17 protein-coding genes and 1 riboswitch are annotated in these 16,218 nt (G+C 45.7%); of the genes, 1 reads left to right on the top strand and 16 read right to left on the bottom strand.

The features are described from left to right. Positions 1–160 precede the first annotated feature (160 nt). From G601_RS0107260 to G601_RS22330, 10 genes are all read right to left on the bottom strand, one after another. Positions 161–751, bottom strand: a complete 591-nt coding sequence (locus G601_RS0107260) for a TetR/AcrR family transcriptional regulator (protein ID WP_026664966.1) — start codon at positions 749–751, stop codon at positions 161–163. An 80-nt stretch (positions 752–831) separates the two neighbouring features. After that, a complete protein-coding gene (locus G601_RS0107255) occupies positions 832–2,571 on the bottom strand; it encodes an ABC transporter ATP-binding protein (protein WP_026664965.1) in 1,740 nt (579 codons plus the stop codon). A 35-nt stretch (positions 2,572–2,606) separates the two neighbouring features. Beyond that, positions 2,607–2,777, bottom strand: coding sequence for a hypothetical protein (locus G601_RS0107250; RefSeq protein WP_026493500.1), 171 nt, complete (start codon positions 2,775–2,777; stop codon positions 2,607–2,609). 85 nt (positions 2,778–2,862) lie between these two features. Then, positions 2,863–3,330, bottom strand: coding sequence for a 6,7-dimethyl-8-ribityllumazine synthase (gene ribH / locus G601_RS0107245; protein ID WP_026493499.1), 468 nt, complete (start codon positions 3,328–3,330; stop codon positions 2,863–2,865). A 98-nt stretch (positions 3,331–3,428) separates the two neighbouring features. Further along, complete coding sequence (locus G601_RS0107240) at positions 3,429–4,622, bottom strand: bifunctional 3,4-dihydroxy-2-butanone-4-phosphate synthase/GTP cyclohydrolase II (RefSeq protein ID WP_026664964.1); 1,194 nt, start codon at positions 4,620–4,622, stop codon at positions 3,429–3,431. Next, positions 4,594–5,229: a riboflavin synthase gene (ribE, locus tag G601_RS0107235; protein ID WP_026664963.1), complete on the bottom strand. Its 636-nt coding sequence runs from the start codon at positions 5,227–5,229 to the stop codon at positions 4,594–4,596. The genes G601_RS0107240 and ribE overlap by 29 nt, the downstream gene beginning before the upstream one ends. Then, a complete protein-coding gene (ribD, locus tag G601_RS22335) occupies positions 5,214–6,443 on the bottom strand; it encodes a bifunctional diaminohydroxyphosphoribosylaminopyrimidine deaminase/5-amino-6-(5-phosphoribosylamino)uracil reductase RibD (RefSeq protein WP_081673428.1) in 1,230 nt (409 codons plus the stop codon). The genes ribE and ribD overlap by 16 nt, the downstream gene beginning before the upstream one ends. 394 nt (positions 6,444–6,837) lie before the next feature. After that, positions 6,838–6,952, bottom strand: a riboswitch (FMN riboswitch). 757 nt (positions 6,953–7,709) lie between these two features. Then, complete coding sequence (locus G601_RS0107215; protein WP_026664961.1) at positions 7,710–8,513, bottom strand: hypothetical protein; 804 nt, start codon at positions 8,511–8,513, stop codon at positions 7,710–7,712. Between the two features lie 111 nt (positions 8,514–8,624). Further along, positions 8,625–9,137: an O-acetyl-ADP-ribose deacetylase gene (locus G601_RS0107210; protein WP_026664960.1), complete on the bottom strand. Its 513-nt coding sequence runs from the start codon at positions 9,135–9,137 to the stop codon at positions 8,625–8,627. Between the two features lie 84 nt (positions 9,138–9,221). Beyond that, complete coding sequence (locus G601_RS22330; RefSeq protein ID WP_051205660.1) at positions 9,222–9,734, bottom strand: sprT domain-containing protein; 513 nt, start codon at positions 9,732–9,734, stop codon at positions 9,222–9,224. Positions 9,735–9,911: 177 nt separating this feature from the next. On the opposite strand from G601_RS22330, the gene G601_RS26075 reads away from it, so the two are divergent. Continuing rightward, positions 9,912–10,076 carry a hypothetical protein gene (locus G601_RS26075; protein ID WP_155834485.1) on the top strand — a complete coding sequence of 55 codons (165 nt, stop codon included), beginning with the start codon at positions 9,912–9,914 and terminating at the stop codon, positions 10,074–10,076. 15 nt (positions 10,077–10,091) lie between these two features. Here G601_RS26075 and G601_RS22325 read toward each other — a convergent pair whose 3' ends face one another. The 6 genes from G601_RS22325 to G601_RS0107170 all read right to left on the bottom strand — a co-directional run bounded on the left by G601_RS22325 (position 10,092) and on the right by G601_RS0107170 (position 16,030). Further along, positions 10,092–10,490 (bottom strand): hypothetical protein, encoded by a 399-nt coding sequence (locus G601_RS22325; RefSeq protein ID WP_035790469.1) that lies wholly within the window; start codon positions 10,488–10,490, stop codon positions 10,092–10,094. A gap of 100 nt (positions 10,491–10,590) precedes the next feature. Beyond that, positions 10,591–10,962 carry a hypothetical protein gene (locus G601_RS0107190; protein ID WP_026493495.1) on the bottom strand — a complete coding sequence of 124 codons (372 nt, stop codon included), beginning with the start codon at positions 10,960–10,962 and terminating at the stop codon, positions 10,591–10,593. Between the two features lie 159 nt (positions 10,963–11,121). After that, a complete protein-coding gene (locus tag G601_RS0107185; protein WP_051205659.1) occupies positions 11,122–11,967 on the bottom strand; it encodes a metallophosphoesterase in 846 nt (281 codons plus the stop codon). A gap of 148 nt (positions 11,968–12,115) precedes the next feature. Beyond that, positions 12,116–13,162 carry a M42 family metallopeptidase gene (locus G601_RS0107180; protein WP_026664958.1) on the bottom strand — a complete coding sequence of 349 codons (1,047 nt, stop codon included), beginning with the start codon at positions 13,160–13,162 and terminating at the stop codon, positions 12,116–12,118. A gap of 125 nt (positions 13,163–13,287) precedes the next feature. Continuing rightward, positions 13,288–14,505 carry an RNA-splicing ligase RtcB gene (locus tag G601_RS0107175; RefSeq protein ID WP_026664957.1) on the bottom strand — a complete coding sequence of 406 codons (1,218 nt, stop codon included), beginning with the start codon at positions 14,503–14,505 and terminating at the stop codon, positions 13,288–13,290. 52 nt (positions 14,506–14,557) lie between these two features. Continuing rightward, the gene (locus tag G601_RS0107170; RefSeq protein ID WP_026664956.1) at positions 14,558–16,030 is read right to left on the bottom strand and encodes a DUF2828 family protein; all 1,473 of its coding nucleotides are present in this window, start codon (positions 16,028–16,030) and stop codon (positions 14,558–14,560) included. Positions 16,031–16,218 lie beyond the last annotated feature (188 nt).

The following is a 16,218-nucleotide window of genomic DNA, read 5'->3' as shown; positions in this document are numbered from 1 at the left end:
ACTATATGTAAATATTTAGTCAATTAAAGATTTGTTTAAAGTCCGGCTTTTCACCGGACTCATTATGTTCATATCATCAAAATACTTCATCCAACGGACTACATATTTTTAATTACAATATCCTCTAATCTTAACTATCTCTTCCTGCTCATTAAACTAATCACATCAGCTGACTCACCACTCCGCGTATCAGTATCTTCAAGGCCTCATCATAGCTGTCTTCTCCGATATCTGCTTTATGCAACGTTGCAAAATATATAGCATGAAACGCTGCACTGATCGCCTTTACGTCCACATCCTTTTTCACCGGGAACATGGAAAGCATCTGGCCTATGGTATCTGTATCATCCTGAAGATGTGCCTCCACCACTTCCTTGGGAAGCTTTCTCACAAGGAGCTCCACCTCATCGGTATCAAGAAGCTTAAGTATCGGCATCTCCTCTGTCTTCTTAAAGAAATCAAAAATCAGGTCTGTCAGAGTATCTGCTGTAATGGCCTTCCTTGAAATAACAGAAAGTGCAGCAGCCAGGTCGTTATTGATCGCATCGTGCTGCTCCTGAATTACCTCAAATAATAGCAGCTCTTTAGATTTATAAAACAGGTAAAAGGTACCCTTGGGAATACCCACGCGCTTTACAAGCTCATCTACTGTGGTGCGGCGAACTCCATACTGTGACAGGCACTTCACCGCCTCTTCCTTAAGGCGTTTTACGATATATTCCCTTTCCTGATCCGAATAACTCTTAGGCAAATCTATTCACATCCTTTTTGACTACAATTTACTTTATAGTCAATATAATCCCTTCATTTTATTTTGTCAACACAACACTTTTACGCACTGATCCCACTTGTCTGAATCTTATTCATTCTTGCATAGCTGCCGCCCAGCGCCACAAGCTCATCATGTGTACCCTCCTCCACAATGGAGCCATCCTCGATAACGAGAATCTTATCCGCATTGCGAATGGTAGAAAGTCTGTGGGCAATTGCGATAATAGTGTGCTTTCCTGCTATACTGCTGATAGACTTCTGAATCTGTCTCTCCGTCTCAACGTCCACAGACGCAGTCGCTTCATCCAGAATGATGATCGGTGATTTTCTAAGAATAGCTCTTGCGATAGCAACGCGCTGCTTCTGACCGCCTGACAAGCGAAGACCACGCTCACCCACCTGGGTGTCATACCCCTGGGGCATCAGCATGATGCTATCGTGAATATCCGCAGCCTTTGCAGCCTCCATGATCTCATCTAGAGAAGCCTCCGGCACCGCATAGCCGATATTCTCAGCGATTGTTCCGTTAAAGAGAAACGTATCCTGCAAAACAGGAGAAATGTTCCGCCTCAGACTTTCAAGGGTCACATCCTGAATATCATTTCCGTCAATAAGAATCTTACCCGAAGTGGGTTCATAGAATCTTGAGATAAGCTGCGTAAGTGTTGTTTTTCCTACACCTGTGGGACCAACAAGCGCCAGCATTTTTCCCGGCTCACAATGGAAGGATACGTCCTTCAGAACCGGTATGTCGTCACCGTATGAAAAGCTCACGTGCTCAAATTGTATGTCGCCGCTAACATCCCTGATATCCCTTGCACCGGGCTTATCCTGAATCTCACAGGGAGTATCAAGAACAGCCAGAACGCGCTCTGCGCCTGCCATGGACTGCTGCATATTTTCAAGAAGATTCGCCATGCCGGTAATGGGGCCGTAGAACAGACTAAGATACAGAAGGAACGCCACGATGTCCTCCACGTCGATGCCGCCCTGATAGGCCAGATATCCGCCAAAGCCCACCACGAGGATGGTCCCGAGGGACGATATGAATTCCACAGATGGATGAAAAATGCCGCTTAATTTAAGGGCCTGGAGCATTGCGCGGATGTGCTCAAAGTTCTGAACATCCACTTTTCCCGACTCATATTCCTCACGGCCGAAGGACTGGATTTCCTGAATACCTGAAAAGTTGTCTTGAAGCTTTCCGTTAAGCTCGCCCATCTTTTTCTGAGAAGCTCTGAAGTACGGGCGGACCTTTTTTGAGAAGATAACACCTGACAGAAGAATAAGCGGAATAGGCATGCAGGTGATAAGCGCCAGCTTGAAATTGATGGTAAGAAGCACCACAAGAACACCAACGAAGGTCACGATGTTGGTGATGGTCTCGGGAATGATGTGAGCGTAGAGAAGCTCGAAATCCCTGGTGTCATTGACCACGCGGCTCATGAGGTCACCGGTCTGCTTGTCGTGAAAAAATCCCAGATGCATGCGCTCGACCTTGTCATAGACCTTGGTTCGCATATCTCCAACCAGATACCACGCCGCCTTATGTGCCAGGTAATTACTAAGGAATCTGAAAAGGATACGCAAAAGATACAGCACCACAAGACCTGCTGTCAGAACGCCGATTTTCCGAAGTCCCGCATCATCAACGCCTCTTTCCACAATTCCAGTCATGGACGAGAGCAGCTTTGGCGCAATAAGGTTCACCGCCGTGAGCATCAGTGTAGATAAAATCGCAATAACATACAGTGTTCTATACCGGATTGCCTCCCGGCTGAGCCTCCAAAGCATTTTCATAGCCTCTCCTCCAAGTAAACTTTTATAGGCACTTTTTACACGATCGTATACTGCATGAGCTCATACTTCAGCTGCGTTCCCTCTGCAATCCCCTCAGGTAAAAGAGCACGCGCTACGAGCTTAAGATCATCAGATTCAATATCGGTTCTACGCAAATTCGCGTAATCACCTTCGATACTTTCTACTACATAAAACCAAGTTTCCATAAGTAACCTTCCTTTCTTTTATGTAATTATAAGTCCAGCGCTGCTCCATCGCCATAGCAGGATGAATAATTCCCTCTAAATATTCTCAGGCTCCGATCTGTCTGATGACGTTCACCATCTCGATAGCACCCTGACCACACTCAAAGCCCTTGTTACCTGCCTTTGTGCCTGCGCGCTCGATTGCCTGCTCGATCGTGTCAGTTGTAAGAACGCCGAACATCACGGGAAGTCCTTCATTTAAGCTGACCTGCGCGATTCCCTTTGACACCTCAGCGCATACATAATCGTAATGTGAGGTTGAACCACGGATAACTGCTCCAAGGCAGATGATTGCATCATACTTTCCGCTCTTTGCCATTTTTGATGCCACCAGCGGAATCTCAAAAGCGCCGGGAACCCAGGCCACATCTATATCATCCTCATTAACGTTCTCTCTTGTGAGTGCGTCCACTGCGCCTCCAAGAAGCTTTGAAGTGATGAACTCGTTGAACCTTGCAGCAACAATTCCCACCTTGATTCCCTCTGATACTAACTTTCCTTCGAATGTTTTCATGATCAAAACTCCTCCTGTTGTTTTTTTATTTTGAATTTATTTTTTATGCCTTTTATTTCGGGCTTCGCCCATATCTTTTCTTTATGAAAATTGCCCCATCACACTCTCAAGAGATGCCCCATTCTGGCTCTCTTTGTCTGAAGGTAAAACAGGTCAAACACATTGGCCTCTATTTCGATAGGCACTCTCTTATTTATGGATATCCCGTAGTCCTTAAGCTGATACACCTTGTCCGGATTATTGGTCAGTAAATTAAGTGACTTCACTCCAATCTCCCTTAAAATCTGGGCTCCCACGTAGTACTCTCTGAGGTCTCCGGGGAATCCCAAAGCGATGTTGGCATCAAGAGTATCCATTCCTTCCTCCTGAAGCTTGTATGCCTTCAGCTTATTCACAAGACCGATGCCTCTTCCTTCCTGCCTCATGTATAGAAGAATTCCTCTGCCCTCTTCCTCGATCATCTTCATGGCTGCCTCAAGCTGCTGACCGCAGTCGCATCTCATGGAACCAAACACATCTCCTGTGAGGCACTCAGAATGAACTCTGCAAAGCACATCCTCGCCATCCCCGATGTCGCCCTTAACAAGTGCCACATGGTGCTCTCCGGTGATCTTGTTTACATAGCAGTGAGCCATGAATTCACCGTACTTTGTGGGCATCTTCGCAATTGAAGAACACTCAACTATAGTGTCAAAAATCTTGCGGTATTCCTTGAGCTCCTCAATTGTGATCATCACGAGATCATTTTCAGAAGCGAATTTCTCAAGCTCTTTTCGTCTCATCATGGAGCCGTCCTCTGCCATGATCTCACAACAGAGTCCGCACTCCTTAAGGCCTGCAAGCCTCATAAGATCAACTGTCGCCTCGGTGTGACCGCCCCTTACCAGCACTCCGCCTTCCTTTGCAACAAGCGGAAACATGTGCCCCGGTCTTCTAAAATCCGCAGCAGTGGCATCTTCCGAAACCACCATTCTTGCAGTCAGGCCACGCTCCTTCGCTGAGATTCCAGTGGTGGTATCCTTATGATCGATAGATACTGTAAACGCAGTCTCATGGTTGTCGGTGTTCACCTTTGTCATAGGATAAAACTGCAGCCTCTCAGCATATTCACTGCTCATAGGCATGCAGATAAGTCCCTTCGCCTTGCTCGCCATGAAGTTCACATTTTCCGTTGTCGCAAACTCCGCTGCACAAATAAGATCCCCCTCGTTTTCCCTGTCCTCATCATCCACGACGAGGATCAGCTTACCCCTTTTCAGCTCTTCAATAGCTTCCTCGACTAATCTTTTCATAAACGCTCTCCCTTCCCTTATCATCCTTCACAAACATTTTTATATATTTTCCGATCATGTCGGTCTCGATGTTTACAACCTGGCCTGCCCTTTTCCCCCTTAGGATCGTGGCATCAAGCGTGTGCGGAATAATCGAAACCGCAAAGCTCGAAGTAGTCACCCTGGCAACCGTGAGGCTGATTCCGTCAATCGCAACGGAGCCCTTCATCACGATTCCCTCAAGGAGCTCTGAGCCTACGCTGATCTCGTACCACTTCGCATTGCCATCATCGAACACTGACTTAATTCTTCCCGTGCCGTCGATGTGACCGCTGACGATGTGCCCGCCAAACCTGCCATTTGCAGCCATGGCCCTCTCCAGATTGACCTCCTCGCCAACTCGAAGCTGCCCAAGGCTGGACCTCATAAAGGTCTCATTCATCACATCAACTGTGAACCCCCCTGATGAAAAGCTGACAACCGTAAGGCACACCCCATTCACAGCGATGCTGTCACCTATATGAACATCCTCAAGAACCTTCGTTGCTCCTATCACCAGGTGGCTCTCTTTACTGTCCCTTTTAAGGGACTGCACTTTCCCTATCTCTTCAATTATGCCTGTAAACATAGCGCCTCCATTCCTGGCTGCAATTCACCACCGCTAATGTTCATGGCTTCATCCCCATAGATCACCTCATTCTCTATGAAAATATCACCGTCAAACATTTCCACCTTAATGGGGTTAAGCTTCACAGCCTCATCAATGTTCTCGATTCCTCTACCTCCAACCGGTGACTTCGCGCACCCTCCGAAAATCTTTGGCGCCATGTAAATCTGAACCTCATCAACTATCTGCGCCTTCATGGCACTGAAATTCAGCTCTCCACCGCCTTCAAGAAGAATGCTGTCTATACCTATTTCGCCAAGTATTATCATGAGCTTTTTAAGATCAACCTTTCCGTTAAAAGCATCAACCTTTACAACCTCACAGCCCTTGTCCTCAAACATTTTTATCTTTTCAGCATCATCGGAAACCGTAGCGATTATGGTTCTGATATCCTTTGCAGTACGCACCACTCTTGCATCGGGCGGTGTGCACAGATTGCTGTCACAGATGATTCTTATGGGGTTCATGGGTTCTCTGGATTCCCTGTCGCAAATGTTCCCCTTTTCTTTTGATGCACTATCTATTGAGGTACTTCCTTCTGCAAACTCCGACAATCTCACATCCAGCATGGGATCATCTACTATCACTGTCCCGACTCCCACCATGATGCCCATCATGGCGTGTCTTGTTCTATGCACATTTTCCCTGGAACTTGTGCCGGTTATCCACTTTGACTGGCCGGTCACCGTCGCAATTTTCCCATCGGATGTCATGGCATATTTCATTGTTACAAAAGGGATTTTTTCAGAAATATATTTAATAAAAATCTTGTTCAGTTTTCGGCATTCCTCCTCCAAGACTCCCACGGTTACTTCGATTCCGTGTTCCTCCAGGATTCGCACCCCATTGCCTGCAACCACAGGATTTACGTCCAGCATCCCCACAACAACTCTTTTAATTCCGCTCTCTATGATGGCCTCGGTGCAGGGAGGAGTTTTCCCGTAATGACAGCACGGCTCCAAGGTCACATATATCGTGGCGCCCTCCGCACTCTCGGTGCAGTTCTTCAGCGCATTCCTCTCAGCATGAAGCTGCCCGTACTTTTCATGGTAGCCCTCGCCGATTATTCTTCCATCTTTCACAATCACCGCACCCACCATGGGATTGGGATTCGTGTACCCCCGTCCCCTGACGGCCAGTTCCAACGCCCGCCTCATATACATTTCATCGTTCATACCTTCATTCCCCTTTACTTCTTCGCATATCTCCCCGCTGTCCGCTTCATTTCCGGATAAAAATCCATAGCGGAACCTTTTCCTTTTATAAGCCTTCAGAAGGTATTTCTAAATCGAGTAGGCTGACTCCTACTCGATTTCGCACACGAACATTCCGCACTTCGTGCTCCATGTTCTTACAACCGGCAAATGAATTTGTATGCAAGCATCCATTCGCTTGCCGGTCTTGTGCAACAAAAGAAAAAGTCCTGAACATTACTATTCAGGACATTCACGTTACTCTCTGCATTTATAGGACATTCATCCAGCCCATCACCGCCGTTTCGAAAATTTCCGGTGATATAAAAATCCCTGAGAACATAAATATTCTCAGGGACAAACATGCTAAAAAGTATCACATCTTCTTCCATCCAGACTATACTGTCGGCCCCGGAATCTCACCGGATCATGCCTTTCGGCTCGCGGGCTTTACCGCCGGTAGGGAATCGCACCCTGCCCTGAAGATAGCTTATTCAATTAAGTGCAATTTAAAAGCATTAAATCGCTTGTGTCAACGAAACTCTATTATTTTTCCCCCCACATGTTTATACCATAAATTGGTGTGTTTTTCAGTCTATTGCTCTCTTTTGTGCTCTATTGACGTAACGCTTCACGGATAACAGAATACATTTCTGAACCCCTTTACGCCAGAATTCTTTCTTACCGGAAGGTTGACTGAACTTTTCAGCCCCTATCAGCTTTCCCACACTTCTAGCTTTTCTCCCCCGCATACTTTTTTCAGTCAGAAATCTTGTTGAAAGAGGTATCGGCGTACTACAAACGTAATTCCGTTAATTTTCTTATTCAAGCGTTACACCTATTTCACAAATATTTCCCCTACTGGGCGAACGCTCCCTCATAATCTCAACTTGATTTACGTCTGTTCATCCAAAATAGTCCCTATCGGATGAACACTCCCCAACTATTACCCTCCCCAACAACAAATTTCAGCCAACAACCATATATCATCCTGCTCCCATCAACAAATCCCTCCACCACACAAAAAAGCAACAAGAAAGAATGTCGCTTGCGACATTCTCGCGCCGAGCGCGGTTGCTGAAGGCAACATATTCCTATCGCGCGAGTGCGCATCCATAGCGGAGCGCTTTTTATGATATAGGAATTTCGGAGAAATTTCCTATATCATTAAAAAGCGGCAGCCCTACGGCTACCGCTCACCATTACTAACGAATATTCCCAACAAATATTCCAATATTACATCCCGCCTCAAATCTTCGGCATATTCTCCAACACAAATCTCAGCACATTATTCTCGTACATATACTTCAAAATATTATTCTGGGTGACCATGGCCACCATAAGTTTGCCAAATCCGGTCTGGGCCACAGCTGACACAAGAAGAAGTGCAACAAACACATAGAGAACACCCTCGGCGAATCCCCACAGAATGCCAAGGTTATCGATGTCGGAGCGCTTATGGTCTGACAGGAAGCTCTTGATGAACATTCCTGCAAAGGCAGCCAGTAGCTTAATTAAGATATAACCGATGACAACTGAAATCAAATAAATTACATAGTCTACAATGATAGCCTTAGCCTGATCCCTGACAATAGACGGCAACTTAACCCCATCACCCAGCTTCAGACTATCACTAAGCTTTTCAATATCACTACCCTCACCGAAGATCATATCCTTCACCTTATCGGCATCAAGCTCCTCGCCAAGAGCCATCTTCTCATACTCCTTCAACAGCTCTTCACTTCCCTCAATACCCTTAAGAGAATCATTAAGAAGTCCCGACTCCGCAACCATACCGCTGATCTTGTCAGAGATAAATCCAACTGCGATCACGTCCACATAAGGATCAACTGCCTCTTCAACCTTAGCTCGTACCTCTTCATGCTCACCAAGCTTATCGGATACACGCACCGTGGCTGTCGGCAGAAGAATAATCACCATCGCCCAGGTCATAATGCCGTACAATATTCCGTACAGTCCTCTGTCCCTTCCGCGAAGAGCGGTAAGCAAAATCAAAACCACAAATCCAATTACCAAACCATTTAATCCCATACTTTTCATTCCCTCTACAAACTTAATACATAACAACATTCCGGCATGCTCTCACAAGCATACACATTCACACATCATCCCTATTGGAGTCCCCACACTCCGGATGATTTCTCATCCCAGCTCGGCTGCAACCGTCTGATAGATAAGATAATCCTCTTCTGAAAAATTGACGATGGTTATCTCCATCTCATAATCCGGATTAGCCTCAAGCCATTCACTAACTGTTTCAAGCGCGATCTTTGCAGCATCCTTCTTGGGATAACCGTATACTCCCGTTGAAATTCCCGGAAAAGCTATGCTGTGAAGATCATTTGCCTTCGCAAGCTCCAGGCTGTTCCAGTAGCAGTTTCTAAGATCCTGCGCATCGGAAGCGCGACCACTATATATCGGACCCACGGTGTGAATGACATGCTTCGCAGGAAGCTTGTACCCTGCCGTAATCTTAGCTTCACCGGTTCTGCATCCGTTCAGAGTTCTGCACTCTGCTAGAAGCTCAGGACCTGCTGCCCTGTGAATGCATCCGTCAACTCCGCCACCGCCCAACAGACTTGAGTTAGCCGCATTAACTATTGCATCAACTGCCAGCTTTGTAATATCTCCAGCATGATATTTTAATGAACTCATTTTCCCACCTCCATAACGCCTTTATTATCCTATCAAATCTATTTGCTCCTCACCATATCAAGGCTTCAAACAATCATCATAAAACTACTTTACCGTCTTCCTGCTCCAGGCCACAGCTCCGCATCTTGTGCAGCTGTAGTTCCTGTAATTTCTGGTAAACTTACTGCTCCGTTTTCTGTAAATCGTCGCGCCGCATCCACCGCAGGTCATGATGTATTTCACAGCCATCTGCTTGGGTTTGTAGTTCTCGACACCCTTTTCCTCGCCGCGGGTTATACGCTTAATATTGTAGCCATATCTGAGATTCATCATATCCGCGTAGGTCTTCCATTTTCCCTGATGCGTCATGCAACCCTTGCAGGTGTGCAGAATCTCATGAATAATGGTCTCCTTGCAGGCCTTTTCCGTGATGCGGTCGTCCTCAAGCAAACGGTCCGATATCTGAATTGAAAAGGTCCCGTCAACTTCCTTCCTGCACTGGCCCCATCTGCTCATGGCTCTGGAGTTGATCGTCCATGATTTCACCTGCCCGATCTCGATTCCGCAATCGGCAATCTCCCTCAGGCACTCCTCTTTTAATCTGTTAAAATCCTTCATAAATCTGCGTTTCTCTCACTATTCCTGTCGTTCGCATTATATTTTTTACAAGCTTTTTTTATAAATGTTTTATCTCTCCTCCCCATTTTGAACACATTTTAAAGCTATCATTTTCAAAATGAAAAGTCTGAGCGCATGCACACTGTGCATCTTCGCTCTATAGGGAGGACTAACATTATGGGAAAATTGAACGTTCCTGACAAAAAATATAAGGTCATAGATACCGTCGAATATAACGGACGCTACAAAAACGTAAGCACCTACAAAACAAAGCTCATTGCAGCCGGTTTAATAGTCGCAGCAGCCTGTGCTGTAATTTGCGTGCAGCTTTTCCTGTTCTGATCCCGTAGCTTCGTGTCAGTCTTCTGAAAAAACGTGAATCCTCACGCCACCCGGTATCTCCTCTATTGATCCGAAGAGAGCCTTGTTTTCAAGATATGAGAGCGCCTCGCTGTCTGTGAGCACTCTGGGCACAGTCTTAAGCTGCCCATCCTCGCCGGGCTCGCCATTATTTTCTACGAAAATCTTGCAATCCTTGCCCTCAAAATCCTTGCCTTCAAGAATATATCTTGCTGAAAGTGTGAATTTCCCATCGAGTTCTTTCTGCGTATCTACGCCGCCGGGAAGTATTTTTCCTTTGAAATTCTCGCAGTCCGCATCCCCGTCAAAAAGGATCATTCTGCCTGTTCCGGTGTGTCCCTTAACTTCCTGAACCCCTGTAATTCTTACATTTATAGTCAGTTCTTCCTTAGCCATTTTTACTCCTTCTCTTTCCGGTAATAATATGTCAAAAGAGCTTGCAAAGCTCAACCTGCTTTACAAGCTCATTTTTTCAAATATCTAAAATCATTAATTCTTAGTACTCGTATTTATTTTCCTTTTTCTTGTGTTTCTCAAAAGCGCTCTTAATGATGAGACCTGCTCCGAATACAACAGGAACTAATACGAGAAGAACATCTGTAAGTGTTGAATATGCAAAGTAAAGTTCTGTGCCAAGTATAAGTGCTACAACTAAAAATGCCAGAGACAATACAAAGCATCCCCATGTGAATTTGTTTTTATTAACAACTACAGCAATTCCGGAAACAATCAGAAGCACCAACACTATTGCAGATGTGTTAACCCTGCCTCCGATGCTATAGAATCCAAATGATGATACCCTTACCATTTTGAACAACATGAATAAACCGATAATAACAAGTATCCACCCCATAGTTTTCTTTGACATACTCTTTTCCTCCTAACTAACAAGAGATTCCCTCTCGTATACCTATATATTAAACAGTATACAGCTGCAATTATACTATCTTTCCGGCGAAATAGAAACGTTTATGTCATCGATTTTTTGTTTTTATGGTTATTCGGCAGCTATTTGTCGTATCCTCGCTTATTCCGTGATATCAATAATCACAACCTCAGGATGATTGAAGAATCTGGGATAAGGTTGTCTCAACCTGGCAAGGCCTCTGCTGACGACCATTTTAGAGCCGTTACTGAGCTCATATACGCCATCCACAAACCTTGGGAAAAGGCCCTGGTTCGGCGCGTGAACTCCAATCTGTGTGAATGGAATTTTCCACTGTCCTCCGTGAGCGTGTCCGCAAAGCACAAGATCAAAGTCATAGTTTTCGTAAATATCCACTTTTTCAGGCCTGTGTGATAAAAGTATCCTGAAATGATCTTCATCAGATTCAGCCAATGCCGTATCCAGCTGTGCTAAAAATTCCTCAGAAGTCATGTAGGTAGGGTCATCCACTCCGCATATATCAACCGTGGTCCCGCCGATCTCCAGCTGACTTGCAGCACCCTCAAGAACCGTAACTCCCGCAGCAGTCATGAAATCCTTTATCACGCCTATTCTGCCACTCCAGAATTCATGGTTCCCAGACACATAATAGCAGGGATATTTCGCAGCGATTTTATTTATAAAAATTCGTGCGGTGGTGTCCTTGAACCTATCATCCACAATGTCGCCTGATAACAGAATCGCATCCACATTCTCACGATCGATCCTGTCAATGAGGTCTGCCTGGTCCGCCCCGTAGAGCTCCGAATGAAGGTCCGTCACAAGCGCAAACCTCACAGGATTCGTAACCTTCCCGCCACTGCTGATTGTTACGTACTCCGTCACCGGGATCTCATACCACGCAGTTGCTGCGATCAGTATCAGGATTACTATGAAAATCACCTTGAATCGTTTTGTTTTTATAAATTTAAATTTTTCTTTTTTCATAATGCACTAATTCTACCATATTTATCTAAAAAAACGAAAAGGCGACCGCCGTAGCGATCGCCCATCTATATTCACTTTTTTTATTATATTTTCAATTTTTTATCAGCTCATTTATGATCACAGATTTATCACACTATTTTTTGTGATATTACAGCGCGTACTGAATCAGGAGTCTGAGTACATTCTCAGCACCGTCTCTGTGGCTTCTCTCATAGCCGTGAGATGCATAAACACCTGCTCCGATAAGGCCGTGCTTCAAGTCATTTCCTGCTTCGAGAGTTGCCTCAACATCACTTCCGTAATGAGGATAAATGTCGATAGCATAGTCTGCTCCGCTCTTCTTGGCAGCTTCCACAAGTCCCTTTACGATCTCATAGTTGTAGGGGCCGCCGCTGTCCTTAGCGCAGATGGAAACCTGCTTCTCTGTACAGGTAAGGCCGTCGCCGACACATCCCATATCTACTGAGATTGCCTCAGTGCAGCCTTCCGGAACGCTTCCGCATCCGCCGTGTCCAACCTCTTCGAAAACTGTGATGTGAGCATAAAGCGCTCTCTTGGGAGTTATCTTGTTATCCTTGATGTACTTTGCAAGGCCCAGCAAAATTCCAACGCTGAGCTTATCATCAAGGAATCTTGACTTGATGTAGCCTGACTTTGTAACTCTCACATTGGGCTCAAAGCAAACGAAATCGCCCACGGAAATACCGAGCTTTTCAGTATCTTCCTTGCTATTAACATCCTCATCAAGGACAACCTCGCAGGTATCCCAGCTTCTCTTTGTGTCATTGTATTCACCGTTTACGTGAAGTGATGCGTTGTTGAGCTGGAAGGTTCCTTCGTAAATTCCGTCGAACTTGGTTATAACGCGCACATTCTCAGTCTCTGCATTGTTGGCATTCATTCCGCCAAGATTTGTAAGTTCGAGTCTTCCGTTATCCTTAATAGTTGCAACCATTCCGCCGAGGGTATCTGCGTGTGCCTCAAGAAGAAGTCCGTCATTCTTATCCTCTCCTGTAAGGTCAACGACAACGCCGCCCTTGTTTGTCTTAGTCGCCTTAAATCCAAGCTTTTCAAACTCGCTCTTCACCCAGTTCGCTGCTTCCTCAGTGTATCCTGTGGGTGAATCAATATTCAGAAGAGTTGTAGTCTCTTCAACAATAAAATCCGTATATTTTGTTAATGCAATTTTCTTCATGTTTCCCTCCTGCAATTATTATTTCAAGCTAACATACCTTATCTAATATATCGCTTTTACGCATATAAAAAAAGTCACCTGACGGTGTTTTTCCGTCAGATGACAACTTTTCATAAATTTCGGACTTAGTCTGCTGCCTTGAAATTGTAGATGGGCTTCATCACATCCACGATGTCCACCGACTCCTTTATCACATCGATGATGTCATCAAGAGATTTATACGCCATTGGCGCTTCGTCTAAAGTCGCCTCGCACACGGAAGAAGTGAACACGCCCTTCATGGCCTCCTCGTACTCCTCCATGGAGATATTGTTCTTGGCTGTGGTTCTGGACATGAGTCTTCCTGCGCCGTGGGGAGCTGAGTAGTTCCACTCGGGGTTGCCCTTACCAACTGCTAAGACGGAACCATCTCTCATGTTTATGGGAATCAGCACCTTCTCGCCCTTATGAGCTGCAATGGAGCCTTTTCTTAATATCATCTCGTCTGTGTCGATGTAGTTGTGAACCGTATGAAAAGCCTCTCCGCCTGCAATTCCCGCCTTCTCCAGCAGGATCTCTGCCATCTTTTCGCGGTTTCTCGTTGCAAAGCGCTGGCAGATCTCAACATCGTGAAGATAGTCCTCTAAGTATTTCCCTGATAAGTAGCAAAGGTCCGCAGGCATGGTGCCGGGGAACTCATTGTACTTTTTATTGTACAGCTCTTTTAAGGCATCCTGGATCTCATTGCGTCTCCCCAGCTCCTTGTAAACTCTGATAAGCTCATCTCTCGCCTCGAAATACTCGCCGATTCCCTTATCAAGGTCAACTGCCAGAGACTGGTAATACTCAGCCACCTGCTTACCAAGGTTTCTGGAGCCTGAATGGATAACCAGGTACTGCGTTCCGTCTGCTGCCTTGTCCACCTCGATGAAGTGGTTACCGCCGCCAAGTGTGCCCAGGGATCTCTCAAGGCGCTTTGTCTCCTTCAGCATTCTGTAGCAGCGAAGCTCTGTCAGATCAAATCTCTCAGTTCTTCCCTCCCACACATTACGTCCTGAAGGGATAAGAAAAGCTGCAGCGTCAAGCTTCTCTAAATCGATAGGATTTTTTCCTACATTAACTGTGTACATGCCGCAGCCTATGTCCACGCCCACCACGTTGGGAACCGCCTTGTCCCTGATGGTCATGGTGGTTCCGATGGTGCAGCCCTTGCCCGCATGAACGTCCGGCATGATTCTTATCTTGGAGCCTTCTGTCATGGGAAAGTCGCACATTCTGCGGATCTGCTCTATAGCCTCGTCCTCTACTACCTTCGCGTAGCAGATGGCTGTGTTTACTTTTCCCTTTATCTCAATTGTGTTCATTATAATGTCCTCTCGTATCGGGCCGACAGTTTCATTCTGCCAGCCCAGTTATCTATGCTGCAATTTTCTTATATCTCTCTGATTTGAGAACGCTCATCATAAATTTGTAAGGTTCGAGATCACCCTCTTTTAACATCGAGAATATCTGAGGTGAGCAGCCTGAAACAAGTGCCACACCGCGGTCGTTCATCTTAACAGGCTGCTGCGCATTGCGGCTATTCACATTCCAGAAAACTATCTGGGGAAGCTTGTAGCCGTATCTCGCAAATTCAGCCTTTGCATGCTCGAAATTGGTAGCCTTTGCGTTACCCGCGCAGCAGTCAAATTCCATATCGGAAATGATGTAGAGTTTCTCAGGCATGTCAGACTGCTTCAATCTGTTGTTGACCGCAGTTCTGAGGATAAGGCTGAAGGTCTTCTCGATATCTGTGTTTGCACACTCGTTGAAGCCCATGCAATAACGAACCTTTTCCACAATATCTCTACCCTTTATCTCAACTAATCTGGGATTGGTCGAGAAGGTTATGAAGTGATTATGAAAAGCGCCTGTGTTCCTCTCTGCAAAGTAGATGCCAAGTGACTGAGCAACCGCTGCAGGAGTAGTACCCTGACCCCAGTACATGGAGCCTGAGCCGTCGACAACAACCAAAGAATTCTCAGCACCTGCAAAGTTCTCGAGCGCGTTCCAGGTTGCATTCATGGCACGTCTCTCACCCTCGGAAAATGTAGCTCTTCTTATCACAGGAGCGATCACATCGTAAGGTGCAAGGGTACCAGTATGCATAACTGAAGGATCTTCCTCTGCTCTTTTTATGAAGGTCTCGTATCTGGCTCTGTCATTTCTGATGAAGGCCTGTCTGTATTTATATAAAGCCTTGGAAGGCTGCTTCTCATAAGCGAAGGTGTAGTCCTTTTCTCTTAAGTTGTTCTCGATGATTTTGATCTGGGTTCTTAATGCTGATAAGGTTTTTCTGTACTCAGCATCGGTCATGCCCATGGCTCTTGCGATCTTTCTTGCGTTTTTCACAGCTTCCTTGTTGCTGGTGTTAACTGAAGGGAGCCATTTTGCAAGAAGTGATACGGTCTCGTTTTCTGCATGAAAACCGGCCATGATCTCGATATCGTGTTTCAAGGTCTTAGCGATGTAAGCCATAACTTCCTTCTCAACAGGTGTCCCGATGAGAGCAAGAAGGTCATCGAATCTGCCGTACTCCGCCACGTTCTCGATATTCTTTTTAACAGATTCAGGCTCAGTTATGGCAAGGAACTCAAGGATCACTCTGAAAACTCTTCTCTCACCAAGACCGCCTCTGATATCTCTAGCAAAGAAAAGCATTTTCATTGCAAGATCAGCATCCTCTGCATAAGCCTTCATAAATCTGCAAACTATATCATCATCGGAAGCTCCTCTAAGCGCTCCGATTGTCGCGAACATATCGAGACAATCGGACTGAGTTGATACGTATGTAACTGCGCCGTTTTCTGTATTAGTTTTATTTGCTTCCTTCTTTAAAAACTCTAACATAATTTTATCCTCCAAAAACAAGGTGCCTCTGCCCCTTCGGGCAGATTGTTCGATTGACAGTCGATGGTAGTAATTGCTGTATGCACCTTTTATTGTTGCCCTTCAAGACACGTCTCCCTTGCGGGGCGGGATTTGAACCCGCGAGCGGGACCGGAGTCCTGCCTGCCAACCACGTTGCTGTTTGTGTC

It is taken from the genome of Butyrivibrio sp. FC2001 (genome assembly GCF_000424125.1).
In the GTDB taxonomy this organism is placed as follows: domain Bacteria; phylum Bacillota; class Clostridia; order Lachnospirales; family Lachnospiraceae; genus Butyrivibrio.
The sequence above is the reverse complement of the archived record's forward strand: the minus strand, read 5'-3'. Positions and strand labels throughout refer to the sequence as shown.

Excerpts from the sequence above, each read along its gene's own strand:
- G601_RS0107255 (WP_026664965.1), bottom strand. The coding sequence starts at position 2,571 with ATGAAAATGCTTTGGAGGCTCAGCCGGGAGGCAATCCGGTATAGAACA.
- G601_RS0107250 (WP_026493500.1), bottom strand. The coding sequence starts at position 2,777 with ATGGAAACTTGGTTTTATGTAGTAGAAAGTATCGAAGGTGATTACGCG.
- ribH (WP_026493499.1), bottom strand. The coding sequence starts at position 3,330 with ATGAAAACATTCGAAGGAAAGTTAGTATCAGAGGGAATCAAGGTGGGA.
- G601_RS0107240 (WP_026664964.1), bottom strand. The coding sequence starts at position 4,622 with ATGAAAAGATTAGTCGAGGAAGCTATTGAAGAGCTGAAAAGGGGTAAG.
- ribE (WP_026664963.1), bottom strand. The coding sequence starts at position 5,229 with ATGTTTACAGGCATAATTGAAGAGATAGGGAAAGTGCAGTCCCTTAAA.
- ribD (WP_081673428.1), bottom strand. The coding sequence starts at position 6,443 with ATGAACGATGAAATGTATATGAGGCGGGCGTTGGAACTGGCCGTCAGG.
- G601_RS0107215 (WP_026664961.1), bottom strand. The coding sequence starts at position 8,513 with ATGGGATTAAATGGTTTGGTAATTGGATTTGTGGTTTTGATTTTGCTT.
- G601_RS0107210 (WP_026664960.1), bottom strand. The coding sequence starts at position 9,137 with ATGAGTTCATTAAAATATCATGCTGGAGATATTACAAAGCTGGCAGTT.
- G601_RS22330 (WP_051205660.1), bottom strand. The coding sequence starts at position 9,734 with ATGAAGGATTTTAACAGATTAAAAGAGGAGTGCCTGAGGGAGATTGCC.
- G601_RS26075 (WP_155834485.1), top strand. The coding sequence starts at position 9,912 with ATGGGAAAATTGAACGTTCCTGACAAAAAATATAAGGTCATAGATACC.
- G601_RS22325 (WP_035790469.1), bottom strand. The coding sequence starts at position 10,490 with ATGGCTAAGGAAGAACTGACTATAAATGTAAGAATTACAGGGGTTCAG.
- G601_RS0107190 (WP_026493495.1), bottom strand. The coding sequence starts at position 10,962 with ATGTCAAAGAAAACTATGGGGTGGATACTTGTTATTATCGGTTTATTC.
- G601_RS0107185 (WP_051205659.1), bottom strand. The coding sequence starts at position 11,967 with ATGAAAAAAGAAAAATTTAAATTTATAAAAACAAAACGATTCAAGGTG.
- G601_RS0107180 (WP_026664958.1), bottom strand. The coding sequence starts at position 13,162 with ATGAAGAAAATTGCATTAACAAAATATACGGATTTTATTGTTGAAGAG.
- G601_RS0107175 (WP_026664957.1), bottom strand. The coding sequence starts at position 14,505 with ATGAACACAATTGAGATAAAGGGAAAAGTAAACACAGCCATCTGCTAC.
- G601_RS0107170 (WP_026664956.1), bottom strand. The coding sequence starts at position 16,030 with ATGTTAGAGTTTTTAAAGAAGGAAGCAAATAAAACTAATACAGAAAAC.